General features: G+C 67.1%; 23 protein-coding genes. 18 read left to right on the top strand and 5 right to left on the bottom strand.

What is annotated here, in order from left to right:
• Positions 1-49: 49 nt before the first annotated feature.
• The 6 genes from ABD188_RS01780 to ABD188_RS01755 all read left to right on the top strand — a co-directional run bounded on the left by ABD188_RS01780 (position 50) and on the right by ABD188_RS01755 (position 8,818).
• The gene (locus tag ABD188_RS01780) at positions 50-190 is read left to right on the top strand and encodes a hypothetical protein (RefSeq protein ID WP_344057952.1); all 141 of its coding nucleotides are present in this window, start codon (positions 50-52) and stop codon (positions 188-190) included.
• A gap of 32 nt (positions 191-222) precedes the next feature.
• The gene (locus ABD188_RS01775) at positions 223-933 is read left to right on the top strand and encodes an SDR family NAD(P)-dependent oxidoreductase (RefSeq protein ID WP_344057950.1); all 711 of its coding nucleotides are present in this window, start codon (positions 223-225) and stop codon (positions 931-933) included.
• A 159-nt stretch (positions 934-1,092) separates the two neighbouring features.
• Complete coding sequence (locus ABD188_RS01770; RefSeq protein ID WP_344057948.1) at positions 1,093-1,917, top strand: MBL fold metallo-hydrolase; 825 nt, start codon at positions 1,093-1,095, stop codon at positions 1,915-1,917.
• Positions 1,918-2,243: 326 nt separating this feature from the next.
• Complete coding sequence (locus ABD188_RS01765; protein ID WP_344057946.1) at positions 2,244-4,304, top strand: GMC oxidoreductase; 2,061 nt, start codon at positions 2,244-2,246, stop codon at positions 4,302-4,304.
• A 247-nt stretch (positions 4,305-4,551) separates the two neighbouring features.
• Positions 4,552-5,988, top strand: a complete 1,437-nt coding sequence (locus tag ABD188_RS01760) for an MFS transporter (RefSeq protein WP_344057945.1) — start codon at positions 4,552-4,554, stop codon at positions 5,986-5,988.
• A 118-nt stretch (positions 5,989-6,106) separates the two neighbouring features.
• Positions 6,107-8,818, top strand: coding sequence for a tetratricopeptide repeat protein (locus ABD188_RS01755; RefSeq protein WP_344057944.1), 2,712 nt, complete (start codon positions 6,107-6,109; stop codon positions 8,816-8,818).
• 45 nt (positions 8,819-8,863) lie between these two features.
• Here the strand turns inward: ABD188_RS01755 and ABD188_RS01750 are convergent, their stop codons facing one another.
• Positions 8,864-13,453, bottom strand: coding sequence for a hypothetical protein (locus tag ABD188_RS01750; protein ID WP_344057943.1), 4,590 nt, complete (start codon positions 13,451-13,453; stop codon positions 8,864-8,866).
• 271 nt (positions 13,454-13,724) lie between these two features.
• Here ABD188_RS01750 and ABD188_RS01745 point away from each other — a divergent pair, with 271 nt between their 5' ends.
• From ABD188_RS01745 to ABD188_RS01735, 3 genes are all read left to right on the top strand, one after another.
• Positions 13,725-14,384: a hypothetical protein gene (locus ABD188_RS01745; protein WP_344057942.1), complete on the top strand. Its 660-nt coding sequence runs from the start codon at positions 13,725-13,727 to the stop codon at positions 14,382-14,384.
• 38 nt (positions 14,385-14,422) lie between these two features.
• Positions 14,423-14,758, top strand: a complete 336-nt coding sequence (locus tag ABD188_RS01740; protein WP_344057940.1) for a PRC-barrel domain-containing protein — start codon at positions 14,423-14,425, stop codon at positions 14,756-14,758.
• 112 nt (positions 14,759-14,870) lie between these two features.
• Positions 14,871-15,149: a GlsB/YeaQ/YmgE family stress response membrane protein gene (locus ABD188_RS01735; protein WP_344057938.1), complete on the top strand. Its 279-nt coding sequence runs from the start codon at positions 14,871-14,873 to the stop codon at positions 15,147-15,149.
• Between the two features lie 87 nt (positions 15,150-15,236).
• Here ABD188_RS01735 and ABD188_RS01730 read toward each other — a convergent pair whose 3' ends face one another.
• Positions 15,237-16,730, bottom strand: a complete 1,494-nt coding sequence (locus ABD188_RS01730) for an MFS transporter (protein WP_344057936.1) — start codon at positions 16,728-16,730, stop codon at positions 15,237-15,239.
• Positions 16,731-16,931: 201 nt separating this feature from the next.
• Between ABD188_RS01730 and ABD188_RS01725 the strand changes: the two genes are divergently transcribed.
• Genes ABD188_RS01725 through ABD188_RS01715 form a run of 3 tightly spaced genes read left to right on the top strand, consistent with a single transcriptional unit; the run spans position 16,932 to position 18,378 of the window.
• Positions 16,932-17,813, top strand: coding sequence for a helix-turn-helix transcriptional regulator (locus ABD188_RS01725; protein ID WP_344057934.1), 882 nt, complete (start codon positions 16,932-16,934; stop codon positions 17,811-17,813).
• Between the two features lie 50 nt (positions 17,814-17,863).
• On the top strand, positions 17,864-18,016 hold the full coding sequence (locus ABD188_RS01720; RefSeq protein ID WP_344057932.1) for a hypothetical protein: 153 nt from the start codon (positions 17,864-17,866) through the stop codon (positions 18,014-18,016).
• Positions 18,013-18,378 carry a DUF2255 family protein gene (locus ABD188_RS01715; RefSeq protein WP_344057930.1) on the top strand — a complete coding sequence of 122 codons (366 nt, stop codon included), beginning with the start codon at positions 18,013-18,015 and terminating at the stop codon, positions 18,376-18,378. The genes ABD188_RS01720 and ABD188_RS01715 overlap by 4 nt, the downstream gene beginning before the upstream one ends.
• 13 nt (positions 18,379-18,391) lie before the next feature.
• On the opposite strand, the gene ABD188_RS01710 is transcribed toward ABD188_RS01715, so the two are convergent.
• Entirely contained in the window at positions 18,392-19,618 is a 1,227-nt protein-coding gene (locus ABD188_RS01710; RefSeq protein ID WP_344057928.1) for a DUF8173 domain-containing protein, read from the bottom strand.
• A 248-nt stretch (positions 19,619-19,866) separates the two neighbouring features.
• Here ABD188_RS01710 and ABD188_RS01705 point away from each other — a divergent pair, with 248 nt between their 5' ends.
• From ABD188_RS01705 to ABD188_RS01695, 3 genes are all read left to right on the top strand, one after another.
• The gene (locus ABD188_RS01705) at positions 19,867-20,922 is read left to right on the top strand and encodes a zinc-dependent alcohol dehydrogenase family protein (RefSeq protein WP_344057926.1); all 1,056 of its coding nucleotides are present in this window, start codon (positions 19,867-19,869) and stop codon (positions 20,920-20,922) included.
• A 134-nt stretch (positions 20,923-21,056) separates the two neighbouring features.
• Positions 21,057-22,187 carry an alpha/beta hydrolase gene (locus tag ABD188_RS01700; RefSeq protein WP_344057924.1) on the top strand — a complete coding sequence of 377 codons (1,131 nt, stop codon included), beginning with the start codon at positions 21,057-21,059 and terminating at the stop codon, positions 22,185-22,187.
• Positions 22,188-22,408: 221 nt separating this feature from the next.
• Positions 22,409-22,606: a hypothetical protein gene (locus tag ABD188_RS01695; RefSeq protein ID WP_344057922.1), complete on the top strand. Its 198-nt coding sequence runs from the start codon at positions 22,409-22,411 to the stop codon at positions 22,604-22,606.
• A gap of 47 nt (positions 22,607-22,653) precedes the next feature.
• Here ABD188_RS01695 and ABD188_RS01690 read toward each other — a convergent pair whose 3' ends face one another.
• Positions 22,654-23,322 (bottom strand): TetR/AcrR family transcriptional regulator, encoded by a 669-nt coding sequence (locus ABD188_RS01690; protein WP_344057920.1) that lies wholly within the window; start codon positions 23,320-23,322, stop codon positions 22,654-22,656.
• A 46-nt stretch (positions 23,323-23,368) separates the two neighbouring features.
• Here ABD188_RS01690 and ABD188_RS01685 point away from each other — a divergent pair, with 46 nt between their 5' ends.
• Positions 23,369-24,190 (top strand): alpha/beta fold hydrolase, encoded by an 822-nt coding sequence (locus tag ABD188_RS01685; protein ID WP_344057918.1) that lies wholly within the window; start codon positions 23,369-23,371, stop codon positions 24,188-24,190.
• Positions 24,187-24,612, top strand: a complete 426-nt coding sequence (locus ABD188_RS01680) for a hypothetical protein (protein WP_344057916.1) — start codon at positions 24,187-24,189, stop codon at positions 24,610-24,612. Before ABD188_RS01685 ends, ABD188_RS01680 begins: the two co-directional genes overlap by 4 nt.
• Positions 24,613-24,697: 85 nt before the next feature.
• Here the strand turns inward: ABD188_RS01680 and ABD188_RS01675 are convergent, their stop codons facing one another.
• Positions 24,698-25,507 (bottom strand): hypothetical protein, encoded by an 810-nt coding sequence (locus tag ABD188_RS01675; protein WP_344057914.1) that lies wholly within the window; start codon positions 25,505-25,507, stop codon positions 24,698-24,700.
• Positions 25,508-25,654: 147 nt separating this feature from the next.
• Between ABD188_RS01675 and ABD188_RS01670 the strand changes: the two genes are divergently transcribed.
• On the top strand, positions 25,655-25,981 hold the full coding sequence (locus tag ABD188_RS01670; RefSeq protein ID WP_344057912.1) for a PepSY domain-containing protein: 327 nt from the start codon (positions 25,655-25,657) through the stop codon (positions 25,979-25,981).
• Positions 25,982-26,009: the final 28 nt, after the last annotated feature.

Genomic DNA, 26,009 nt, shown 5'->3' with positions numbered 1-26,009 from the left:
CCCGCGCGCGAGCAGATCGGTGTTGCATGGGTCTGAGGGAAGGATCATGATGACCGACACTGCAGGGGCAGGCTGGACGGGCGAACAGACGGCTGTCGGCGATATCGCACCCGCTCTCGCTCACGACACGGACAAGGTCCTGTTCGCGGTCGCCAGGGACGCCTTCGGTACGTCAGGCAAGGAGAGCTGACCCGTGGACCAAGCGGCTCCGGGAGCACCGGCGTGGCCCTGATCCTCGTCACGGGAGCCTCGACCGGGCTGGGGCTTGCCGCAGCGATCGAGCTCGCCGACGACGGTCACGACCTCGTCGTGCATGCCCGCACCCCCGATCGGGTGCCGGGCGCCGACACAGCTCGCTGGGCAGGCGCCGTGATCGGCGACCTCTCCGATCTGGAAGCGACCCGAGATGTCGCCCGCCAGGCGAACGAGTTCGGCCGGTTCGACGCCGTGATCCACAACGCGGGGACGATGCGCTCACCCGCCACGGTACCGGTGAACATCGTCGCGCCTTATGTACTGACTGCGCTGTTGCATAAGCCGGGACGCCTGATATATCTGAGCAGCTCGATGCACCGCGGCGGCTCCGTCGACCTCGATCGGCTGGCATCCGCAACGGCGACCTACAGTGACACGAAGCTGTGGGTGACGACACTCAGCCGGGCCGGCGCTCATCGATGGCCGGACACGACCAGTCACGCAGTCGACCCGGGCTGGGTTCCCACCCGGATGGGCGGGTCGGCTGCGCCGGACGATCTCGTCGAAGGCCACCGGACTCAGACGTGGCTGGCGACCGATCCCGATGTCAGACCCGCCACCGGCGGGTACTGGCACCATCGGCGCACGCAGTCCCCGCACTCCGCGGCAACCGACGTCGACTTTCAGACCCGCCTCCTCGCCGCGCTCGCCCGACGCACCGGCATCCATCTCGATTGACTCGGCGGCGCGTGGACCGCGTCCCCGTGGCATGACTCGCCCGGGGGCGTCGTCGACGAGCGGGGAACGTCTAAGGGCGAGTTCTTCGTGGCCCGGCGGGCTCTATTCACCGGTGCAGTCGTCAGGGCAGACTGGGCCCGGAGAGGCAGGTGGCAGAGCATGGCGAACAGACAATCGATTCGCGTCTCAGAAGATGGGCAGGCGGTGGCGCCGCCGACGGAGCCGCTCGGCGGCGCCGCATTCGACGACTCCACTGACGGCACGGCGCTGTACTGGCTCGGGATGGCCGGCTTCCTCATCAACTCACGGGGAACCCTCCTGATGGTGGACCCCGTCCTCGGCGGTTTCGACATGCCGCTGCTCATCGAGTTGCCTGCGCAAACCTCTGACATTTCCCGCCTGGACGCGGTGCTGGTCACCCACGCCGACAACGATCACTTCAGCATCCCGACCTGCATCGACGTCGTTCCGGTCACCGGCGAGTTCCACTCCACGAACTACGTCGCCGAGGTGATGCGCGAGCACGGCATCCCAGGCACCGGTCACCACATCGGCGACCGATTCTCTGTAGGCCCGCTGTCGATCGAGGTGCTGCCGGCTGATCACGCATGGCAGAACGACGATCCAGAACCCGGAACCCGGACATTCCTCGACGAGGACTCATGCGGCTTCTGGATCACCACGCCCGAAGGCACGATCTGGGCGCCAGGCGACTCTCGTCTCATTCGGGATCACCATCTCACCATGCCGTCCCCGACGGCGTTGCTGTTCGACTTCTCGGATAGCGACTGGCACTTCGGCTTGGACGGCGCGGTCGAGATGGCCAATGCCTACCCCGACGCTCGGTTGCTCCTTCACCACTGGGGATCGGTCGATTCGCCGGACTTCTCACCCTTCAACGGCAACCCCGAGGATCTCTTCGACGTCGTGGTCAACCCCGATCGGATCCAAATCCTCGCTCCCGGAGAAGCCTTCGCACTCTGAACGCAGGAGGCCCGACCGGTCGCCGCATCTAAGCCACTGGCGGACCGCTCTCTGGGGGACGGGCTGGGCGACCGCGAGTATCCTGAGGTGCCGATTCTCGGCGAGTCTGAAGCGCGTGGAGTGCGTGATTTCAAGGATGTGACGGCGTTTGCTGTCGCCGAAGACCGATGAGGGGCCGCACCCGCGAAGGTGGTGTGCACGGGCCGGTCCGATGTGCTTTCGCGGATGATCGGCGGGGCCACGAGAGTCGCAGTCTGGGGATGCGGCGCCCGGCATCGTCTGCGCTGAACAGGTAGAGACTCTCCGCACAGGAGTCGGGAAAGGCATTGACATTGGTTGACGACGAGCAGTCACCTCACGCCGAAGAGCGGACGCTGCGTGCTCTCTTCGACACCGTTGTGCCCGCGGATCACTGGCCAGCGGGCTGGGACGGTGGCGTCGAGCGTCTGCTCCGCGAGCACGGCTCCGACTTCATGGCGTGGACCACGACTCCACTCGCAACCGCGGCGCAGGTCGCGGACCGGGCCGCGATCCTCCGCCATGCAAGACCCTTCGCCGCGCTCGCGCCCGCGGAGCAGTCGGCCGTGTTCGCCTCACTTTTGGAAGCAGAGCACAGTGCCGGTCCCCTGAGTGCGTTGATCACCATCGCATACCAGGCGTACTACGGCGGCACGCGCCAACCGGCCGGGTGGGGAATGGTCGGATATTCAGCGGTGCCCGACGGCGTCGAACCGCTCGATGTCGCCGACCCTCCCGGAATCGACGCCGACTCGCTCGCGGACACCTATGACGTGATCGTGATCGGTGCGGGCGCGGGCGGTGGCGCCGTCGCCGCGGAGCTCGCCGAGCGCGGCAAGCACGTTCTTCTGATCGAGCGCGCCCAGCCGATGCGGAGCAGCGAGCTTCGGGGGAACCACCTCCAAGGCAAGCGAACCGGGCTGTACGACGTGCGAGTCGGTCCGCACGCAGGCAACCCCCGAGTCCTCGAGCACCCCGACGGGACGACCGAAGTTCTGCAGGCCGAAGGGGATTCGCTGGCCTATGGATTGAATGCGATGGCGCTGGGCGGCGGAACCCGCGTCTGGCAGGGGATGTCGTGGCGATTCTGGGAGCAGGACTTCCGCATGGCCTCCACCTACGGCACCCCGGCAGGAAGCACGCTCGCCGACTGGCCGTTCGGGTACTCCGAGCTGGAGCCCTATTACGAGCGCGCCGAGTGGGAACTCGGAGTCGCGGGGGACGCGGACAGCGCTGTGGGGCGGGCGACTCCGCGACGACGCGGCTATCCCATGCCGGCGCTCCGCAGCGACCGCACGCGGGAGGCACTCACCATCGCCGGTCGGCGGCTCGGGATCACGACGTCCCCCATTCCCTTCGCCATCAACTCCGTCGATCGAGACAGCCGAGCGGCGTGCGTGCACTGCGCGCAATGCATCGGGCATGCGTGCCCGGTGGATGCGAAGAACGGAGCGCAGAACACGTTCATCCCCCGCGCTCTCGCCACCGACCGCACCGACCTGCTGCTCGGCGCCCAGGTCACATCCATCGAACACAGCGGTGATGGGACGGCTACAGGTGTCAGCGGAGTCGTCGAGGATCGCAACGGGGAACGGCGGTTCCGGGCGCGCGCGGACCGGATCGTCGTCGCGGCCGGAGCCATCGAGACCGCGCGACTGCTGCTGGCCTCCGGATTGGGCAACGACTGGGTCGGCCGCAACCACATGACCCACGGCGTCGCACTCGCGATCGCCGGCTCGGGCCCCGACATCAAAGAGACAGTCGGCCCCGGTCACTCGGTCGCCACCGTCGACTTCGTTCACCGCGACCGGAACGGCTGGGGAGGTGGAGTGATCTTCGACGCGCCCTTGCAATTCCCGTACGACAAGGCACAAGCAGGCCGGGAGTTCGCGCCGGCGCCGTTCGGCGCCGAACACAAGGCATGGATGCGCGAGACGCCGAACCTGGCGGGGACGATGTCGATGGTGCAGGAGATTCCCCACGAGTGGACCCGTGTCACGGTGGATCCGGTCGTCAAGGACCGACGCGGGATGCCTGCTGCACGTCTGCGCGGAACCGCTCACGATGCGACGCGGGCGAACGTGGCCGCGATGGCGCAGCATTGCTCCGATTGGCTGAGCGCAGCCGGCGGTGAGCAGATCATCACTCGCGAGATGTCGGTCGCGCCGCAGGGTCAGGAGCACTCGGCGGGCACTGCACGGCTGTCCAGCGATCCCGCGCACGGGGCATGCGATCCGCAGGGGCGGGTGTGGGGAACCCGAAACGTCTACGTCGCAGACGCATCGCTGCATGTGACCAACGGCGGGTTCAATCCTGCACTCACGGTCATCGCTAACGCCCTCCGGGTCGGCGCTCTCATGCCTGACTGACGCATCGCAGCCATCGAGTCCCAGTGAAAGACATCATGCACCCAGTGCGAATGTCCCTGCTGTCGACTGTCAGGCCGGATTGCGGACGTTGCGCGAGACGCGGGCTCAGACTCTGGGCCACAATGAATCGATCGAACTCGACGGCGGCAGCGGCCCGCCCAGATTCGAAGCGGCGACACTCACACCTCATGCGAGTTCCCCCTCGTCAACCGCGCGGTTAGGCTCTCGGTGCTGGAGGTGATTGCACATGCGGAACCCCCCGACTCTGCCGCTCGTTCTCACCCTCGTTTCTGCGCAGTTCGTGGTGATGCTCGACTCCAGCATCCTCAACGTCGCGCTGCCGTCGATCGCGACTGATCTCGGCTTGACGCCCGTCGGAACCGCCTGGGTCCTGAACGCCTACTTCCTCACCTTCGGGGGTCTGTTGCTGATCTCCGGTCGCGCCGCGGACGTCTTCGGGCGGCGCCGGATGTTTCTCTTCGGCGCCGGCGTGCTCGTCGCCGGCTCGCTGCTCGGCGGGTTTGCGACAACCGACACGCTGCTTATCGGTGCGAGGTTTGTCCAGGGTGCGGGCGCGGCGATGCTGAGCCCGGCCGCCATGTCGGTCATCCTGGCCAGCTTCACCGGTCGGGACCGAGTACGGGCGATGAGCGGGTGGGGTGCCGCATCCACCGTCGGGGGAGCAGCCGGCGTAACCGTCGGCGGACTCCTCACCGCAGCGCTCGGGTGGCAGAGCGTGCTCTTCGTCACTGGCGGGGTCGCGGCCGCCATCGGGGTGGCAGGCTGGGCGCTCCTCCCAGCAGGGAAGGAGGCCGCGCGGCGCTCGTTCGACGCCGCCGGCGCAACCCTCGTCACCGGAGCGGCGGTCGCCGTCGTGTTCGGAGTGCTGTCAGCACCGCACAGCGGGCTCGTCTCGGCAGAGGTCATCGGTGCGGCCGCTGTCGCTGTCGCATGCCTGGTCGGGTTCGGTCTCGTCGAGAAGCGGGCGGCCGACCCCATCCTGCCCGCGCGCGTGCTTCGTGACGCTCGCGTGGCCGGTGGGGTGGCGGTGAATCTTCTGGGCGGCGGTGCCCGCGTCGCGTGTTTCGTGCTCGTCGCCCTGCTGCTGCAGCAGGTCCTCGACTATGGCCCGGCTCTCGCCGGTCTCGCGATGCTGCCGACATCGCTCGCGGGGTTCGCGGTCAGCATCCTCGTTCTTCCGAGGGCGCTCAACGGGCTCGGACCTCAGCGGGTGGCGGTCATCGGGCTCTTGCTGCTGGTGGTTGCGCACCTCATTCTTGCCACGGTCGACAATGGCGACTCGTACCTGCTGCGGGTCCTGCCGGCACTCGTCATCGCCGCGGCCGGCGTCGCATTCAGCTTCACGCCCACGACACTCGTCATATCCGAGGGCATAGCCGCCCGAAACTCGGGCGTCAGCTCGGGTCTCGCCTCCTCGACGGCCCAGATCGGCGGGGCAATCGGGATCGCCGTCTTCGGTGCGCTCGACGCCGCCCGCCGCGCGGCCGTGTTCGGGGCCGGCGGCACGGCGCTCGCGGCGGCCGAAGCGGGCCTTCAGGCTGCCTTCCTGGGGGCGGCCACCGCGGCTGCCGCTGCGGCAATCGTCGCAGTCCTCACCTTCCCCGCACTGCGGGTGAGGTTCACACGCAGACAGCGACCCGTCGAAGCGGATGCGGAAAGTTGAGCGACCCGCCCCGCAAAGGCTACGCGCGGCAGATTCAGTGAGTTCGCTCCGGTGCCGATTCCCGGTGCCTGATTTCGCCGGCCTATCCCGCGAGGAAATCTGAGCTTAGGATCCGGACATGACCAGCTTGGCTGAGCGGTTTGCAGCGAATGCACGGCTTGTCATTTTCGTCGGGTCCGGAGTTTCATCCATACCCCCGACGAGCCTGCCTTCGTGGTGGGGTATGAACCGCTCCGTCATCGTGGCGCTCGCCGATCGGGCCAAGGACTTGATCGGAGCTGCGCAAGCGCAAGACCTGGCGCACGCGATTACCGCGCGGCAGGAAGCCAGCCGGTTCCCCCCGGAATACCAAGCCGAGGTCATTGTCGCTCGGTTACGAGAGTCCTACTTCACGGTCCTGCAGTCACTCGACAGTGAGACACCCAACGACGTCCATCTGAGGATCGCAGCCCTGGCGAAGTCGGGATGCGTTCCTGCCGTCGTGACAACCAACTTCGACCGGGCGCTGGAAGCCGCGTTCCGGCAGCTCGACGCGCCTTACGAAGTATGGGCGAATGCGGCCGAGTTCGGCAGCGTCGGCAGTCGGTGGCGCGAGGAGGGTAGCGCTGGCAGGCCATGCCCGATCATCAAGCTCCATGGGTCAGTCGAGAGCCCGAACACTCTCGTGGACACTCTGTCTCAACGCAAGCGTGGCTTCACGCCTGACGTTTCGGCCTGCATACGGGATTTGCTTCGCTTGGACCACTGGCTGTTCCTGGGCTACTCAGGTGGCGATCTGATGGCAGACGAGAACTATCTGTTCTTGAAGCCCGATGCTGCGGTAGCCCAGGGATTCACCTGGCTGGTACGAGGCGAGGAAGCGCCTGTCTCCGCTGTTTCGGCAACCCGAGCCCTATACGGCGGACGAGCGGAGATCGTCCACGGCGAGCTACCCGGGTGGCTGGCTGGATTTTCAGCGCCGCTACTCCGGCACACTGTGCCCGCTGGCGCCACACTGACGGCTGAAGAAGCCGCAAGAGTTGTCAAGCAGGCGAACGCGCGAGTGGCCGAGAAGGCACGCGAATGGGCGGCATCCGAGCGATTCGACAGGATCGCGCTCGTCTTCGCAGATCTCCTGACCGCCGTCGGCGAGCCCGCCGCCGGACTTGAAGTCCTCGAGAGACTGTACGAGGCACAGCCGCCCCTCGAGCGGAAATCACCGTACTTCGGGGTCGTCGTCGACTCACTCGCCAACGCCTACAGTGACGCAGACCGACTCGACGAGGCGATCGCCCTCTTCCAGGACGTGATTGCGATCTTCGCTCCGCTTGCCGAGGAAGAACAGCACCTCGGTGCCCTCAACAACCTCGCACTCGTCTACCAGAAGCAGGGGCGCACCAAGGATGCGCTGCATGTCTACGAACAGGTTCTCGCGTTCGCTGAGGAGCACGACCGACAGGATGTGCGGGGGGTGGCCCTTCACAACCTTGGCATGGTGCGAACTCTCCTAGGCGAGTACGACGAGGCTGAGCGTCTGTACAAACAGGAGCTTGAAATCGTCCAGGCACTCGGGGATGAGCCGGCTCGCGCGCACGCGTTGAACAATCTGGGGGACCTCGAAGTGTCGAGGCGTCGTTTCGAATCTGCGAGGGGATACCTGGGACAAGCTCTCGCGATCCGCGACCGGATCGGTGATGACCTGGGCGCCGCCCAGTCGCGTGGGAACCTGGCGAACATTGATCTCTTCGAGGGTTCCTACGAGGCCGCCCTTGAGCTGTACCAGCAGAACCTCCTCGTGTTCGAGCGATTCGGCAACCGAAGTCTGGCGCTGCGCACATTGTCGAATATCGCACGGATCAAAGAGAACACCGGTCAGCGCGATGAGGCAACCAACCTGTTGAACGAGGTGCTCGCCGATCCTGTTGCCAGGTCCGCTCCTTCGCTCCGGGCTCAGGCCCTGCAGATACTCGGTGAAATACAGCAGAAGGAGGGCGAGCCCCGGGCCTCTGTCGACACGTTCAAGGAACTGCTCGACCTGACCGCCTCGATCCTCGACGCCCGCGTGGAGCGCGACGCTCGAGCTGGCCTGGGCATCGCGTTCAAGGATGTCGGGGAGTTGGAGGACGCGATAGCAGAACTACGGAAAGCGGTCCTTCTGACCGAGGATCACAGCCTCGACAATCTCCAATGGGTTACCGAGCATCTTGCCGATGCAATGAACAAGAAGGGACTTGAGGTTCAGCAGGAAGGGGACTTTGCGGCGGCCCTACCTCTCTTCTTCGAAGCCTTGGAAAGGTGGAGGAAGCTCGGATCGCCGTGGAACGAGGGCCAGACACTGCGAAACATAGCGAACACTTATGCGCAGCAACAGCAGCTCGCAGAGGCGGCGTCGGTCTTCGAGCAATCCGCGGCTGCGCTTCTCAAGGGCGGCGACCGCACCGACGCAGACGAAGTCTCAATGACGGCAGGCCAAATCTATCTGGTGCTTGGACGACTGGATGACGGCGGCCACATATTCCGGGAGATCCTGGCGCGCACCGAGGGCCTTGAAGAGCGTGCGGATTCGATGAATCGGATGGGGCAATTCGCCGAACAACTCCTCGTAGGCGGCGAAGTCAACCGTGGACTCTGGTTGTTCGCTGCCCTCGCGGAGTGGAATCAGCAGGACGGCTTTCCCGAGGACGCCGCAGCGTGCTTCATGAACATCGCACTCATCCGCAGGCAACTCGGCGACACGGATGAGGCCCGCCACGCACTGAATCAGGCGATGAGTCTGCTCGATCACGTTCCGGACAGTCCGTTGCTCGCTCAAGCGCGGGCCCGTCTGGAGGAGCTCCCTGATTCAGCGTGACCGCGTGGAAGGGTTCGCGGTCTGCGTTCGATTGCGCCGGCTTCCTCAGGCGCTCGGATCTATGATCTCCGTCGAGACGACGTCTCCCAGGCTCGACAGTCGCTGCAGCCGGATGGCACCCATCGGTGAGGCGGGGTCGTGGGGGATCACACGGATGCTCTCACCTCCCCCTACCGCGGGCGATCGGTAACCCTGCATCCCGGCCGGTCCCGCCGACCACTCGATCCGTGTCTCCGGCACAGGCGAGGCGTTGAGCACCGTGAGCCCGGGACGCCCGGCCATCCAACGGACAGACGCGTCCGCGGCGCCGATTCCGAGGGGCACGGACCAGGTCACCCCGGCGCGTCCGGGCGCGGCATCCGTCGACAGACGCACGGTCGCGACGCGATCGCCCGCATCCGACGTGATGCGCACCCCCGGCCGACTGGTGCCCAGCGAGAGTCCGTGAACCGTGTCACGGCCGCCAGAAGACAGCTTCGCGGTGATGGCCACGACCCCCGACCGGCTCAGCATGACGTGCTCGTACTCGCCGCCGCGCCCCCGCAGCGTGACCACGATGTCCGGGTGCAATCGACCCCGCAGGGCGATGACCCGGGGGCCCTCCTCGCTGTCGTCGGGCACATCGATCACGGCCGCTTCCGGCCACGCCCCGGGTGTGAGTGCGCCGATCAGGCCTCCCAGGTCGACATCGAGATCCTTCCTGATCCCCGTCACGATGCTCGGGCCGGCGACGTGCAGGTCTCCCCACGCGGCGGCCACTGCGTCCCCGGCCGGCGCGTCGGCAAGAGCCCCGGCGATCTGCGCGGCGAACTTCGCTCCGCGCAGGTCCGGCGCGATGCGATCCGTCATTTCCGACGCCGCCGCATACGTTCCCCGGAGCGAGATGCCTGCCTCGTCAGAGCTCTGCACCCTGGTGACCGAAGTGCCGAGCGCCTCGGCGAGAAGCCCGGCCTTCCGGCCGTGCGCGGAGAGCGAGTCGAGCAGATCGCGACGTTGATCGCCGTAGAGCTTGCGCCCACCCGCCTCCACCTGTTCGACGGTCGCCCCGACCGACCCGAAGATGCCGGTGAAGAAGCCGATGAGCCCGGACTTGAGGAACCAGTACGGAGTCACCCGCGGCTCAGCGATGACGCTTTCGGGCATGTCGATCATTCGTACCGGCGGGAGCACGCCGCTGACCCACGCGGGACCCATGTACGTCGGGTAGCCATTGAACGTGTAGGAGCCGTTCGCTCTCACCGTGATGACGGAGTCGGCGTCCGCAGCCGGCCACGGCGCGTTCGAGTCCGCGTGGAACATGCGACGCTCGCCGGCGGGGCTGATGTCGGTCCGGTAGACGAGGACCGCATGCCCGCTCGTCGAGCCGGTGAGGTTCAGCACGACCGGCTTGCCCGTCGCAGCGAGAGCCGCGCTGACGCGCGCCCACACCTTTCGCGGATCGTACATGTCGATCGACGCCTGGCAGTCCGCGATCCATTGCCACACGCTGGCCGACTGGAAGGAGCCCTGACCTCTGTTGATGATCCGCCACACATCGTCGCCGGTCTCGGCGAAGGTCGTCGTGTCGTCACTGAGCGGCTGCTCGAGTTCGTTCCGCCCCTCGAATGCGTCGAGCGCTGACGTCGAAAAGCCGTAGCAGTTGCCGCCGTCGGCCGTCGACACGTAGATGGAGTCGAAGAACTCGCGCTCTGCCTTGCCCGCGCGGTCGCGGTCTGGCGCCAGGATGTCGGCGAATGTCTCGTGGTAGATGTCCCAGGGCAGCGCCTTGCGCCCGCGGTTGCGGAATCGATAGAAGTTGTTCTGCCGCAGCCCACCCAGCGTCGCGGCCACATGCGGCGCGATCGAATAGGAGAAGACGACGGCCGTCGCCGACGCCTCATTGCTGTTGTTCCACGTCGACTTGCGCTTCGGATAGTCGCCCAGCGTGTCGGCGTAGCCGAACAGTGCGTCGCCGAAGGTGAACGTCGCCGAGTGCGTCGCGAGATGATCGTCATCGCTCGCCTCATCCCAGTCCCATGCTTCGATCCGGACGTCGATGCGCGTGTCCTCCCGCAACGGGATGCCGGCCGTCTCCCAGCCGTCGAGCACCGCGAAGCTGGGGTTGTTCCCTGCCGGACTCTCGCGGTGCAGCACCTCGACGCCGTTCACGGACACCCATGCCTTGACGAAGACTTCGCCCCGCTTGTCTTCGGGCTCGAAGGCACCGTCGTCGTCGATGAGGCCCGTGTCGACGCGGGCGATCCGCACACGCAGCGCGTCGAACCATCCGACCTTGTCGGTGTGCGCGAGCACGCCACGCTCGAACGTCTGCCATGTCACGGTGGTGTCGTCCTCGACGGCGACCTGCGCCGGCCCGGTCGGCATTCCCCAGTGCGCCACTCCGCCGCTGATGAGGAATCCGTCGAGGATCGGCTGGGTGACGATGACGGGCCCGAGTCCAGCGGTCCAGTAGATCGAGCCGCGCTCGAACGTCGAGAGCCTCGCGCCGCGCACTCCCTCGATGTCGTGCTCATCGGATGTCGGGAGTCCCAGGTGCGCGCTGTTGGGCGGCACGAAGAGCGCGACGGCGTCGCTCGACTTCGCAAGATAGTGGGTCAGGATCGCGCCGTGCACTTCGTGCGCGCCGGTGCGTGGCGACCAGTAGATGCGGCCACCTCCGAAGACGACGCTGCGACTGTCGGGCGGCCCGTCGTACTTGGTGGCAGGAGCGGCTTCACGCCCCTCCGGCAGACCCAAGAAGCCCCGGGACCCACCGTGGATGAGCCACAGCGCGAGGATCTGCTCGTAAATGGTGAACGCCTCCTGCGCGGTGGAGACGATGATGCCGTGCTCGAACAGCTGAGCACGAGGACCGACGAGGTTCCACCCGATGCCCTCGAACTCGATGCGGACGCCATCGCGAGATGCAGCCGCGGCCTCGATGAGTGCGCCGACCTCCTTCTTCTGCTTCGCTATCCCGGTGAGAGCGAGGGCTTCGGCGTTCGCCCCGAACGACTGGACGAGCTGGCCCGCCAGTGGGTCGCGCAGGAAGAGATGCGGAGAGAGGCCCATCGCCTGCGAGGCCGAGATGGTGCCCGACGCGAGCTGAGCGCCCAACTCGCCGAGCAGCCTCGGTACCGCGTCGCTCGGCACTGTCACCGTGTCGGCCGGCGCCTCGGCCTGGGCCGCCACCGGACTGACGGCGGGCAGTTCGAGCTTCAGCCCCCTCACCCCCACCCGCGGCAAGCGCAGCACTCGAGCCGCCGCCTCCGCAGGCAGCTCGGGGGTGTCCTCTCGGATCGCGAGCTTCCAGACCGCCCCTCGCGCATTCTCGCCGCCATGCAAGGCCTCCCGGACGGCGTTCACAACCCGCGCGGCGTTGCCTCTTCCGGCGTTCTCGATCGCTGCACCGTCGTCGTCCACGCCACCGCCGCGCATCCAGACAACGCGACCGGCGTTGCCTTCCTCTCTGCGCCGTACGCCACCTCGGAGGATCCCGCCTACCTCGGGGCTGTCCTCGGTATGTCCCAAAGCCGTTGCGACCCATGCGGCATCGATGGGAGGCGCCGCAGCGCGGTGGGCCGAATCGTCGCGGTGCTCGGCTGTCGCGAACGCCTCCCATCCGCGACTCCTTGCGACTCGTTCGGCCTTGGACCGTGCCTTACCTTCGACGACGAAATCGGAGGCCTTCAGCCTGCCGGTCTGCTTGAGGATGTCACCGAGGGTGATGCCGCTCGCCCCCGTCCCGCGCGGCGCGTTGATGTAGTCGAGCACCGCGTCGAGGGCCATCTCCTGGCTCGTCGGCAGACCGAGAGGGCCGAGATGGCCACCCTCGGCCTCGTACGCTCGCAGCACCCGCCCGCTCACGTCGTGCGCGCCGGTGGTCGGCGACCAGTACACGTTGCCGAATAGGTGCTTGCGCATCCGGAGCGCGCCGAACATCGATTCCGGTCCCTGCGCCGGGCCGAGGTATGGTGCCGCACCGGAGGCGATGAAAGCGTCGATCGCGCCGATTCCTGCGCTGACGGCATCCGCGATCGCCGACTCCTGGGCCGCGTCGAGCTGATCGCGCAGCCTCGCCCCGAGTATTGTGACGCTCGATGAGCCGCCTTGGGGCACGAGGCCGATCGTGACCTTGCCTCGTGCGTCGGGGACGGATGCCGCGAGCTCTACCCTGCCCGCAACACCGTTCTGCACGACCCACACCGCTTGGCTCCCCGTGGCCCAGACCCCGAGGTGAACGATTGCACCGTCACCCGGGTCGAGGATGGCGCTGCGCAAGACGACTGCGACGCCACTCGTACGGATGGTCGCCGCGACCCAGAAAGCGGTGGGCGACCCACCCGGATTCAAAGTCAATTCGACCGGCGAGCCGACGCCTCGGACGAGGCTCACGGGTTCGATGATGCGCGCGTCGCGGATCCAGAGGTCCAGCGCGAACTCCCCGAAGACCGCCGCGTTCTTCGTCGTGTCGACGGTCAACGGCTTCCCGCGGGCGGGACTCCACGCGTGGAGAGCGCCCGTGACCAGCCCGGGCACGGTGAAGGGGGTCGCGAGCGGGATGGTGGTCAGCGCCGCCGGAGTCGTCGAGAGCGGCCATGCTGCCGCGATCGTGTAGCCCGTGGGGGTGAAGGAGAGAGCGAAGACCGACGACATGGAAACGCCTTTCGGGGACTGTTGCTGCGCGGCACTGCGGGGCGGGCGGCAGTCGGGCTCGATCGTGAACAGCATCGACGGACGGCTGTCACCCGTCCTACCACCAGGAGTGAGCGACCGCGAGGGGGTGCCTGAGCTGCCTCCGACTCTCAGCCATGGCGACGTTGTCCTTCTCGGGTGGGATGTGGTGATGGGCGTGGAAGGTTACGCGCCGGACGTCAGTCTGGCAACCCGGGCCGATCTCACGGTTCGCCCGCTTAGCTTGCTCCTCATGACCTCGGATATCTCACAGCCACGGCAGCCCGGTGCACCCGTCTACGACGCGACGTCGACCAGTGCCGCCGTTCCGGTGGACCCGGAGCACACGCTTCATCGGGATGTACTCGCCCGAGAGAAGGAAGAGTTCGGTGGTTTCAAGTTCGGGACCGCGTTCTTCGGCTGGCTGACCGCGACCGGTACCGTCGTCATCCTGACAGCACTGGTCGCGACCATCGGCGCTGCCCTCGGACTGGGCTCTGAGGGTACCGTCGATGAGGCCGTGGACACCGCTGCCGATAACGCGATGATGGTCGGAATCGTGAGCGCCGTGGTCTTGGGACTCGTGCTCTTCGTCGCATACTTCGCTGGGGGATATGTGGCTGGACGTATGGCCCGTTTCAGCGGGGTGAAGCAGGGCATCGCAGTCTGGATATGGGCAGTAGGGATGGCCATCATCGTCGCCATAATCACGGCCGTCGCGGGCAGCCAGTGGGACATCCTCGCCAACCTCGACAGCTTCCCTCGCATCCCCGTGACACCGGAGACCGCGACGACAACCGGCATCCTGACCGCACTCGGCGCCGCTGTGGTCACTCTCATCGGCGCAATCCTCGGCGGCATGACAGGAATGCGCTACCACCGCAAAGTCGACCGGGTCGGCCTCGGCAGATAGCCGGCCGTCACCGACGGATCTCAGCGAGACGAGTGAAAATGATCAACATCCAGAACAGCGCCAGCCTCATCGGAGCCGACGTCACCGACGTCGACGGCAAGAACATCGGCTCGGTTGGGCAGATCTTCGTGAATCCCACGACCGGCACGCCGACGTGGGCCACGGTCAAGAGTGGCCTGTTCGGCACCTCACAATCCTTCGTTCCGCTCGAGCGCGCAGACGAGGTCGGCGGCGACCTGCACCTGCCGTTCACGAAGGACGCCGTGAGGGATTCCCCTCGCACGGCGACCGACGGCGAACTGTCGGAAGACGATGCCGACAAACTCCTCGTGTACTACCGGGGGCCCGCTACGGTCTCGCCCGTTGGCTATTGAGCGGCGATGCGACGTCGGTCGTGAACGACCAGGCGGCGTCCTGCTAGCCTGATGCGCGTCTCAACTGGCGTGCCGCCACTCCGGATGGCGCCCATAACTCGAAGGAGAGACCATGCTGTGGACCATTCTCGGCCTCATCGTCATCGGCCTGATCGCAGGCCTCATCGCCCGCGCCGTCATTCCCGGCAAGCAGAGCATCGGCATCCTGCTGACGATCGTTCTCGGGATCGTCGGCTCGTTCGTCGGAGGCTTCCTCGGATTCCTCATCTTCAGGAGTGACCCGAATGGCGGCTTCCTCCAGCCCGCCGGCATCATCGGATCCATCATCGGCGCGATCATCGTGCTCGGCCTCTACGTCCTGTTCACCCGCCGCCGCGCAACGCGATCCTGATACATCCGGCGGGCTCGACGGCCGGCCGCTTCGCTGTCACACGCCGACGTGTGAGTTCCTCACCTACCGAGCAGGACGAACTCGCGCTCAGCGGATGCCGGGCGATGGCCGGAAGGCCAGGGAGTGGGTGGCGGAATCCCCATCGGCGGCGGTGCGTCGCTGAGCTGCCAGATCTCCCGGCGCGATGAGGATGAGGACGATGAGCAGGCTGATGCCCAGAAAGATGCTCGCTCCCGTCAGCGCGCCGACCGCTTCTGCCGTGATCGCCGCAGCCCCGCCCGTGGTTCCCGCGGCGGCGGCGCCCGCGACGGCGACGAGGATGCCCAGACCCAGCGATGACCCGATCTGGTGGAAGGTGTTGACGACTCCGGATGCCGCACCGGCGTCGGATGCGGTCGCTCCGGCGATCCCGAACGTGGTCATGGGTGCGAACGCGAGGCCCTGGCCGGCTCCGATCAGCAGCATCGGAAGCGCGACGGCGGTGACGTAGTCGCTCGTTGTCGTGATGCGGCTGAGCCAGAACATGCCGCCGAGCGTGAGCGCGACCCCCGTGATCAGCGGGAGGGTGTTGCCGAACCGGGCGGTGAGCTGCGGGATCGCCATCGCGACAGCGAAGTTGACCAGGGTCATCGGCAAGAACGCGACTCCGGCCTGGATGGGAGTGAAGCCGAGTGCCTCCTGCAGGTACTGGCTGGTGAAGAAGAAGAACCCGATCATCGCGCCGAGATACAGCAGTCGGGTCAGGTAGGCGCCCGTTCGGGTACGGCTGGCGAAGAGGCGCAGCGGCATGATGGGCTGCGTGGCTCGTGCCTCGGTGACGATGAACGCGATGAGAACCACAACGGCGACGGCGAACCCGATCACGGTCGGCGGATTCGTCCACCCCGATTCGGCGGCGTTGAGGATCGCGAACACGAGTGCACCGACGCCGAGGGTGGAGGTGATCGCGCCGACGAGGTCGAAGCGGCCGGGCAGGGCGGGGGTGCCCGGCAGGAATCGCGGCGCCAGAAGGAGCATCGCGAGGCCGATGGGCACGTTGATGAAGAACCCGGCGCGCCACGAGAACCAGGACGCCATCGCGCCACCGACAACCAGGCCGAGGCTCGCACCGATGCCGGCGGTGGCCGAGTACCACGCGACCGCGCGGGAGCGTTCCCTGCCCTCGAAGGTGGCGGTGATGAGCGACAACGCCGAGGGGGCGACGATAGCCGCACCGATGCCCTGGATGGCGCGGGCTGTGATGATCCACCATCCCGCCGGCGAGAGGGCGATCAGCAGAGATGCGACGGAGAAGACGATGAGGCCGAAGATGAACACGGGCTTGCGTCCGAGGATTTCGCCGGCGCGAGCGCCCAGCAGAAGAAATCCGCCGAAGACGAGCGTGTACGCGTTCTGCACCCACGCCAACTCCGTGCCGGTCAGTTGCAGGTCGGCTTGCAGGCTGGGCAGAGCGGTGAAGATCACAGAGTTGTCGAGCAGGATCATGAAGTAGCTGACCAGGACGATCGTCAGGAGGGCACCCTTGTGGAGCGGCGTGGTGCGGACCGCATCCGATGTGAGGGTCGACGCGTTCCCGGCCATCAGACCGTGACCATCGGAACTGTTTCGAGGCGCACGTCGGCGGCGCCGTTCATGTAAGTCGCGAGCATGCGAGAAGACTCCTCGGGATCATCAGTGGATGGATCCAGTTGACCCCGCGCCGAACTCTTGTGGCAGTGACGGCCGTCCCCGGTACTGCCAGACCCTCCCGGGCGTGACCGCAGGCGCGTACCGTCGAGAATCATGGACCATCGCAGCGAGGTGCGGGAGTTCCTGGCCAGCCGCCGGGACCGCATCACACCAGACCAAGCCGGCCTTCCCGCGTACGGCGGCAACCGGCGGGTGCCCGGGCTGCGCCGTGAAGAAGTCGCCATGCTCGCCGGAGTCAGCGTGGACTATTACACCCGGCTCGAGCGCGGTGACCTCTCGGGAGCATCCGACAGCGTCCTCGACTCCCTGGCCCGCGCCCTGCAACTGGATGACGCCGAGACGGCGCACCTGTTCGACCTTGCGCGCACCGCCAACGCGTCTCCGACGGCCCGGAAGCCGCGGAAACGTGTTGACGCCATCCGTCCCAGCATCCAGCGCCTGCTCGACGCGATCACCGACGCGCCCGCACTGGTGCGCAACAACTACTTCGACTACGTCGCGACCAACCCGCTCGGTCGAGCGCTTTACGCGCCCATCTTCGACGAGCCCCTGCCCAACAGCGCCAAGTTCGCGTTCCTCAACCCCGCAGCGCCAGACTTCTACGTCGACTGGGAGAAGAACACTCAGGAGCTCGTCGCGACTCTGCGCGGCGAGGCTGGCCGAAACCCCTACGACAAGCGCCTCACCGATCTCGTCGGCGAGCTGTCGACCCGGTCGGAGCGGTTCCGGACGCTTTGGGCGGCGCACAACGTCCGTTACCACCGCAGTGGCATCAAACGCCTTCACCACCCGGTCGTCGGCGATCTGGAGCTCACCTACGAGGCTTTCGAACTCCCGGCCGACCCCGGACTCACGCTGCAGACCTACACCGCCGAACCGGGGTCGCCGTCCGCCGACGCCCTCCGGGTGCTCGGCAGCTGGGCGGCCTCTCATGCACCGCCGGCGGCCGCACCCCGGAACATGCCTGCGGACTGACGATGCCCGCATCTGAATGCGACCCGATCGTCGCGGAAGGAGATTCACACGTGAACATCGAGCCCCAGCATCCGACCGCCGAGAACCCGCCTGAGCAGTTCGCGGACGACCGTGCGGCGACGACGACGTGGAAAGAGCACATCACGGATGACGAATTCAACGGCTCGTTGACGACAGCCGGCGCCGTGGGAGGCAACCGATGAGCGGGTGGACGGCTGCTGAACTCCGCGAACTCGATCGGGCATCCGAGGTGCGTGTCGCAGGGCGTCGCGCCGACGGATCATCCCGAACCCCGGTGATCGTGTGGCACGTCGTGGTCGACGGCTCACTGTACCTGCGCTCCGTCAAGGGTCCGCAGGGTGAGTGGTACAGGGGCGTCGCCCGGCACTTCGAGGGATTCCTCAGCTGGAGCGGGCAGACCCGGGCCGTGACCTACACGCTCGACAGCGCTCGTGACGCGGCGATCGACGCCGCTTATGCGGCGAAGTACGGCAACGGGTCCGCGACCCGTGCCATCACCAACGAGCTCTCGAAGGAGACAACCTTGCGCATCGACCCGCGCTGACGGGACCCGTCTATCAAACGGCGGGACCCGGTGGCGGTGGCGGCGGTGGCGGGATCGCACCAGCAGGTGGCGGCGGGGTCGCACCGCCCGGCTGCTGCGATGCGACGGCCCCACCCGCGGAATAGTGCGCCTCCGAGGTCGTGTGCGCGGGCGCCGGCGGTCCGAGGGTCGCCGCCGGTGTCAGATGCCAGGGCCGTTGGCCATTGATCTCCAGCAGCTGGGCGCCGAGACCGAAGAACACCATCGCGAGCCAGACCACGACGTTGAGCCACGGGATCTGCAGCGCGACGATGAGGATCACGCCACCGACGAGCGCCTTGACGACGGGGTGCTGGGTGCCGCGGAACAGGAGGCGCCCGATGTAGTACGCGCCGTATACGAACGTCGCGAAGACCATCAAGGTCCACACCAGCGCGCCGGCCAGCGCGAGAGGTGCGCCGATGATCGTGACCGCCAGGAACAACAAGGCGAGGGGAACAGCGATGGATGCGACGAACCCCACGAGCAGTGCCTTCCACGGCGACGGGATGAGGTGGTCGGTGACGCGGTGCAGCCAGCGCGGGAACAGGAGACCCGCGAGGAGGGTGATGAGGCTGAGCGCGACGAGCGAGTAGAACACGCCCAGGATCCAACCGATGAACACCGCCCAGGGTGAGACTTCGACCCGGGGTGTCTGCGGAGGCTCGACACGCTCCACCGTGCCGTCGACCGCGCCGTCTGCGATCTGAGCATCGTCCCTGCTCATGTACGTCACGCTGCCGCCGACGGACCCGTCGATGACGAGCCGTCCCACGCTGACCGCAACGTCGCGGCCGACGTCGCCGGCGATGGTGACTCTGCCCGCAGCCGCGACCACATCATCGCCGAACGATCCGCTGTCGTCGACCGTGAAGTTCGAGGCGAAGACAGTTCCGCTTCGGGAGACCTCGCCGGTGATCGAAACATCCTGCCCGGCAAGGCGCACGTCGCCGTCCACCGTGCCGGTGATCGTTATCGTCTGGGCTGCGGCGATCACGTCACCCGTGACATCGCCGCTGATGGTGACGCTCTGGCCGGCGGCGTATACGTCGCCGTCGATCGCACCCGAGACATCGATGAACGCACCGGCGTAGAACTGCGGGCCTTCACGACCGTCCACCTCCGAGGCCGCGGTGGGGGCGGGATACGGGGCGGGGGAGGCGGCGACCGCCGCGGCCCCGGTGCCGAGTGTGAGGATGGCGGCCGCGAGGACGAGGGCCACAGAACCGTGAACACGCCGTAGAGCTTTCATCGGGACGCCCCTATCGAATCGACACACAGCAGGATGACCACGCGTCCACTGTGCGGGGTGCGGACGGACTCCGCTAGGCCATAGGTCCCGTTGGCATCGCCGCAGTCGTGCTGTGAACCGGCTGATCCGCAGGGGGCGGGACGAAGGTCCTGGCTGTTCCCGCAGCGCGCGGCGGACGATGGGTATCCCGAACTGGCGGGGAATGCCAAGGAGGCAACATGAGAGCGTTGGTGTACGAAGGCCCCGGTTCGATTGCCTGGCAGGAGATGCCCGATCCTCGAATCCAGAAGCCGACCGATGCGATCGTCAAGATGGAGACGACGACGATCTGCGGGACGGATCTGCACATCCTCAAGGGGGACGTTCCTACCGTGCAACCCGGGCGCATCCTCGGTCATGAGGGTGTTGGCGTCGTCACCGAGGTCGGTGGGGCTGTGACCGAGGTCGCCGTCGGCGATCGCGTGATCGTCTCGTGCATCTCGGCCTGTGGGAAGTGCGGCTACTGTCTCGAGGGGATGTACTCCCACTGCCTCGCCGACGAAGGAGCATCAGGGATCGGCTGGATCCTGGGGCACCTCATCGACGGGACCCAGGCCGAATATGTCCGGGTGCCCTTCGCCGAGACCTCGCTGCACAAGGTGCCTGCGGGGGTCGTCGCCGAGGACGCTGCGATGATCAGCGACATTCTGCCCACGGGGCACGAGATCGGCATCAGATACGGCGCGGTCAAACCGGGCGATATCGTCGCCGTGATCGGCGCGGGCCCGGTTGGCCTCGCCGCGATGACGACAGCGGCCCTCTACGGACCCAGTCGCGTCATCGCGATCGACGTAGACGCCAACCGGGTCGAGCAGGCGAGGCGTTTCGGCGCGAGCGACGGCGTCGTCTCGTCGGCTCCGGACTGGAAGGAGCAGGTGCTCTCCCTCACGGACGGTCTCGGGGTGGATGTCGCCATCGAGGCTGTCGGGATTCCCGCGACGTGGGACATGTCGCTGGCCATCGTCCGGCCGGGCGGCCACGTCGCCAACGTCGGGGTGCACGGCAAGCCCGTGAGCTTCCCGCTCGAGACGGCGTGGATCCAGAACCTCACGATCACGACCGGACTCGTCAACACCAACACGTCGCGCATGCTCATCAAGCTGCTCGCGCAGGGAAGACTCGGCGTGAGCGGCTTCATCAGCCACCGCTTCGCGCTCGACGACATCATGAATGCCTACGACACCTTCGGCCGCGCGGTCGAGACGAAGGCACTCAAGGTCATCCTCACGGCCTGATCACTCCATCCGCTTCTTGCGCGCCCTTCTGCGAGGAGTACACGAATCGACACCATTCACCACACCCCAGACGACCACGCCGGTCACAGACCGGCCGCAGAACCGGCCGGTCGTCGTGGGCCTACGCCATGATCGTGTCTTCAGGACCAAGGGAGCGACCCGCACTTGAGACGCCGGGCCGCCCGCTGGCGCATACCTCCGGACCTCGGCTGCTTCTCGCGATCGTCGCCACGCTCCTGGGCTGGATCGTGGTGTCGGTGGGTCTCGGGGTCGGTCTACCACGCGCGGGTGACGGCGTGGCAGGCACGACGCTCACGCTCGTTCCCCTGGTCGTCGGGATGACGCTCGTAGCCATCGCCGGAACACTGCTGTTCCACGCCGTTCGCAGCTGGGCCCGCCTGATCTTGGCTCCGTGGAGTCTGGCGGTCCTCGTCGGACTGTACTGTCTGTCGCTTGCACTGGCCGCGGTCTATCCGCCGCATGCATCGTCCGACGCCTCGCTCCCGGCCGACGCGACACGGGTCGAGATGATCTCGGCCGACGGCGAACGCTTGGCGGGCTGGTACCTCCCATCACACAACGGCGCTGCGGTCGTGCTGCGCCACGGAGCCGGATCCACGACCGCGGATGTCATGCAGCACGCGCGCGTGCTCAACGACGCCGGGTACGGGGTGCTGGCCACGGACGCTCGCGGTCACGGGGAGAGCGGTGGGCAGGCCATGGATCTCGGCTGGTACGGCGAGCTCGACACCCAGGCGGCCGTCGATCTTCTGGCGGATCGACGGGACGTCGATGCGGGGCGTATCGGGGTGGTCGGGCTCTCGATGGGCGCCGAGGAGGGCATCGGTGCGGCCGGAGTCGACCGGCGGATCCGAGCGGTGGTGGCCGAGGGTGCGACGGGCCGTACCGCGGCGGATAAGGCGTGGCTGGCCGATGAATACGGTGTGCTCGGGCTCGTGCAAGGAGTGCTCGACGCGGGCACGTACGGTCTCGTGGACTTGCTCACGCCCGCCGATCCGCCGCCGACGCTCGAGGCGTCGGTCCACCATTCCTCGCCGACGGCGATGCTTCTTATCGCGGCCGGAGACCGCCCCGACGAGGAGTCGGTCGCCGTGCGGCTCGCCGCGCTCGACCCCTCGCGTGTACAGGTGTGGGTCGTGTCCGGTGCCGGCCACGTGGCAGCCCTTCGCACGGACCCCGCTGACTGGCGGGAGCATGTGATCGGTTTCCTGGATGCCGCCCTCCGAGTCGAACCGCACAGGTGAAGCCCTCGTCCGGCTCCACCCGGCCGTTCTGTGGAGACCCGGCGACACTCGGGCGAGGCGGGCGACGGCGTGGTGGTCCGGCGGGACCTTCGCCCCTGTGCATCACCGGCCCGCACCGCAACGCTGGTCGCAACACCCAAGGAGGCTGCCGTGGGCAACGTGCTTCGAACCAGCGACATCCGGATGTCGGACCTTCACTCCGCAGCAATCGGCGGGCGACGATGAGCGAGCGGCGGACACGGGTGGTGGAATCGGCCGCTCCGTGGGGATTCTTCTTCCTGCTTGCCTACATCGGTGCGGCGGTCTACTTCATCTCGCAGTCGGACGGCAGGTTCTGGGCGGTCGTGCTCGGCCTGCTGCAGGCCACGGTCTGGCCGGCGTACCTCATCTACCACGTACTGGATGTCCTGAGTGCCTGAGCGTGGGCCAGAGGCCGGCGCAACTCTTGCCGGACACCTGCCGCGAGCTAGTCGTCCGCGTCGTCGCTGTGCACGGGCTGGTTCGGCGGATTCCATCCGACATTCAGCGTTCTCAGTGCCGCGGCGACGAGTTCACGCGGGGTTGCCTGCACGAGACGCGGGATCTTGTGGTGTGCGCCCATGCGCGCTATGCCGTAGACGGTGCTCGCGGCGATCTCGCACCGGTTCTGAATCTCACCGTCGCTGACGTCGACGGGTTGGCAAGCGCCCACTACCTCGCGCAGCAGCCTCCAGTAGGCGATCGCGGCCGTCTGCAATGCCCGGTGGTCCCGCATCTGTATTGAGGGACCGTATGCGAGGTCGAAGAGGTGGGGTTGGCGTTCGATGAAAGTCACGTAGTGATCGGCCAGTGCGAGCATCTGCTCGAGCGGATCCGCTCCAGCCTGCGCGACCGCCTCACGCGCCTCGGCCGCGACGGTCGCGAGCCCGGCACCGGCCACCGCGGCAAGAAACCGAGTGCGGCTGCGAAAGTGCGTGTACGGAGCCTGATGGCTCACGCCGATCTCCGCAGCGAGCTTGCGCATACTGAGCTGCTCGGCGGACACCGTCTCGAGGCGCGCGAGCGCGGCGTTCACAAGCCGGGCTTCGAGAGTTCCTGGCCCCCAATCGGCACCATCGGGGGCGCCGGCTTCATCGCTTGACACTGTCAACTGCACGGGACTACCCTATCGCTTGACAGTGTCAAGCTCGATGGAGGACAGCATGGACACCCGAGTCGACAGGCTTCGCATCACCACCCGGGTAGGACCGCTGGATGTGCGTCAGGTCGGGCATGGGTCCGTCGCGCTCCTGTGGCACAGCCTGTTCATCGACAGCACCAGCTGGCAGCGAGTGGAGCCTGAGCTCGCCGAACATCGCCGGCTCATTCTGATCGACGGACCCGGCCACGGACAGAGCGGCGATCCCGGCCATCGCTACAACATGGGCGATTGCGCGGCGGCCGCGTTCGAGGTGCTCGACGCGCTCGCCGTGACGGACAAGGTGGACTGGGTGGGAAACGCGTGGGGCGGCCATGTCGGAATCGTCGCCGCGACGAATCAGCCCGGCCGGCTGCGCAGTCTCATCGCCCTCGGGACGCCGGTGCGTGCGTATCGCTCGGCCGAACGGCGCCGGGTCCGGCTCCTCTCGCTGGCATACCGCGTCCTGGGGCCCGCGAAGTTTCTCACCGACGGCGTCGCGGAGGTGCAGCTTTCAGCCGCCACTCGCGAGCACGACCATGAGGCAGTCGCGCTCACGACGGACTTCCTGCGAACCGCCGACCGGCGACGGCTGTACAACGCCATCCGATCCATCTCGCTCGGCCGAGAAGATCTCGAATCTCGTCTCCCAGGTATCGACATTCCTACGCTCTTCGTGACCGGCTCCGATCACGCGGGCTTCACGCCCGACGAGGCTCGCGCGGCGATCAGCCAGGTTCGGGATGGGCGGGTCGAGGTCGTCGCCGATGCCGCGTACCTCATCCCGCTCGAGCAGCCAGGGCGAACCGTGGAGCTCGTCGAAGACTTCTGGCGGAGCATCACGTGACCAAGCGCAATGCGGTGCCGGTCGTGGCGGTGGTCGCCGCCACTGCACTGGCGTGGTGTGGGTTCTTCGTCCACAACATGGCGGAGTTCCCCGGACAGACGATCCCGACTCCCGATTCGCTGTTTCCGACCTTGGTCTGGATGGCAGCACTGGCTCTGTGGCTCGTTCCCACGACGCGCACGGCAGGGGCCTGGATGCTGCTCGCATGGGCCGTGATCAATCTGGTCGGGGGCGCGATCAGCGTGCTGCCGTTGCCGTTCCTGCCATTCGATCCCGAACAGACGGTCGAGCACTATGCATTCCATGGCCTGTACGCCGCGACGCAGCTGCCGCTCATCGGCCTCACCGCCGTGTGGCTAAGTCGTCGTGCTCGCGCTCGCGCCCGGAGCGGCCTCTCCCGTGGCGTGCGGGACTCGGGATGACGCCGGGCGGTCCGTCCTCGATGTCCACGGCGGGCCGCCATCCCGAGATCGCCCGCTCGGCTCGCGCCCGGTCGGCCTCATTACCTCAGCCAGGCTGGCCGAGTGGCTGGGTGCCCGTCCCGGCGGGCACGGTGTCGATGGCGATGAGCTCCTCGCGAGCACCCGGGCCTCCCGCCACCCCGAGGGCGAGGACCGGTCCCACCCCCGGTGCGTAGAACTTCAGCTCTGCGACGTCGGGTTCCAGCGAGATCGTGTCCCAGGTCAACAGGACGTCGGTGTAGTGCCCGAGTGGGGTATCGGCCATTGCGTGGGTGCTGAAGACCTCTCCGTTGTCTTCGGCTTCGCCGGCGAGATACTCCTGGCGGTACTGCATTCCCGCCTCGGGATCTCCCGGGACCGCGATGCCGGGCAATGCACCATCGACGCCGGCTTCGAATGATCCGGCGCGCGAGGTGACCTTGCCGTTCTCGAATTCGGCGGTCTCTTCCCCGAGATACCAGATGGCGCCCGCGGCATCCTGGGCGTACCAGTCGAAAGTGTCCTCGATGATCTCGTCACCGCGGAAGACCGTATCGCGCACCACCCGCGCGGTGATCCCGTTCGCGATCTCTCGCGTTGCCGATGTCACGACGACAACCACCTTCAGCTCGTCGCCGCCCTCGACCTCGCGGTAGGTCCATCGGGTGCCCGGCTCCATCGGCCAGTAAGGGTTGTCGATCGTGGTGGTGAACTCCGCCGCAGCCAACTCGACGGGGTCGTTGCCCACCGGCAGGTCCGTCGAACGGTGTGCCGCGCTCGCGGTCGATGGATCGGATGTCGCAGCACAGCCCGCGACGGCAGCCGCACACGCCACCAATCCGCCGATGGTAAGCAATCCCGTGCGTGGATTCCACATGATCATGCGCTCCTCGTCTCCCGGCGCTTCTGCCGGATCGCCGCCATCGTGCCTCTGCAGCGCTGACGCGCACCTGAACCGGACTTCGGCCGTTCAGGCAGGGGTCAGCACCCGACGAGTACGGTGCAGATGTCAAGGAGGATCACCATGGAACGCAAGTCACGTATCGCGGTGTCAGCGGCCGCCGCCGCGGCATCCGTCGCCCTCGTCGGAGGCGGTGTCGGGGCCGCGATGGCTACCACGGCTGACGACCAATCGTCAGAGCAGTCGATCACCGGAGCCGCCCTCGATCGCGCCAGCGCAGTGGCCCTCGACTTCGTCGGAGAGGGCGAAGTCACGGGCACCGAGGTCGGTGACGAGGAGAGCCTCTACGAAGTCGAGGTCACTCGGGGCGATGGCACGCAGGTCGATGTGCAACTCGACGAGAGCTTCGCCGTCGTCGGCTCGAAAGCCGACACAGAGAACGACGAATAGCTCCGCTCCCGAGCGCGCCCACGGGGCC

The sequence above is a fragment of the Microbacterium pumilum genome (assembly GCF_039530225.1).
Classification (GTDB): Bacteria; Actinomycetota; Actinomycetes; order Actinomycetales; family Microbacteriaceae; genus Microbacterium; species Microbacterium pumilum.
The sequence above is the reverse complement of the archived record's forward strand: the minus strand, read 5'-3'. Positions and strand labels throughout refer to the sequence as shown.

Bases quoted from the DNA above. Each gene is read 5' to 3' on its own strand.
- ABD188_RS01735 (WP_344057938.1), top strand. From the start codon at position 14,871: ATGCTGTGGACCATTCTCGGCCTCATCGTCATCGGCCTGATCGCAGGC.
- ABD188_RS01780 (WP_344057952.1), top strand. From the start codon at position 50: ATGACCGACACTGCAGGGGCAGGCTGGACGGGCGAACAGACGGCTGTC.
- ABD188_RS01705 (WP_344057926.1), top strand. From the start codon at position 19,867: ATGAGAGCGTTGGTGTACGAAGGCCCCGGTTCGATTGCCTGGCAGGAG.
- ABD188_RS01685 (WP_344057918.1), top strand. From the start codon at position 23,369: ATGGACACCCGAGTCGACAGGCTTCGCATCACCACCCGGGTAGGACCG.
- ABD188_RS01715 (WP_344057930.1), top strand. From the start codon at position 18,013: ATGAGCGGGTGGACGGCTGCTGAACTCCGCGAACTCGATCGGGCATCC.
- ABD188_RS01730 (WP_344057936.1), bottom strand. From the start codon at position 16,730: ATGGCCGGGAACGCGTCGACCCTCACATCGGATGCGGTCCGCACCACG.
- ABD188_RS01675 (WP_344057914.1), bottom strand. From the start codon at position 25,507: ATGTGGAATCCACGCACGGGATTGCTTACCATCGGCGGATTGGTGGCG.
- ABD188_RS01770 (WP_344057948.1), top strand. From the start codon at position 1,093: ATGGCGAACAGACAATCGATTCGCGTCTCAGAAGATGGGCAGGCGGTG.
- ABD188_RS01755 (WP_344057944.1), top strand. From the start codon at position 6,107: ATGACCAGCTTGGCTGAGCGGTTTGCAGCGAATGCACGGCTTGTCATT.
- ABD188_RS01725 (WP_344057934.1), top strand. From the start codon at position 16,932: ATGGACCATCGCAGCGAGGTGCGGGAGTTCCTGGCCAGCCGCCGGGAC.
- ABD188_RS01695 (WP_344057922.1), top strand. From the start codon at position 22,409: ATGAGCGAGCGGCGGACACGGGTGGTGGAATCGGCCGCTCCGTGGGGA.
- ABD188_RS01750 (WP_344057943.1), bottom strand. From the start codon at position 13,453: ATGTCGTCGGTCTTCGCTCTCTCCTTCACCCCCACGGGCTACACGATC.
- ABD188_RS01745 (WP_344057942.1), top strand. From the start codon at position 13,725: ATGACCTCGGATATCTCACAGCCACGGCAGCCCGGTGCACCCGTCTAC.
- ABD188_RS01670 (WP_344057912.1), top strand. From the start codon at position 25,655: ATGGAACGCAAGTCACGTATCGCGGTGTCAGCGGCCGCCGCCGCGGCA.
- ABD188_RS01760 (WP_344057945.1), top strand. From the start codon at position 4,552: ATGCGGAACCCCCCGACTCTGCCGCTCGTTCTCACCCTCGTTTCTGCG.
- ABD188_RS01740 (WP_344057940.1), top strand. From the start codon at position 14,423: ATGATCAACATCCAGAACAGCGCCAGCCTCATCGGAGCCGACGTCACC.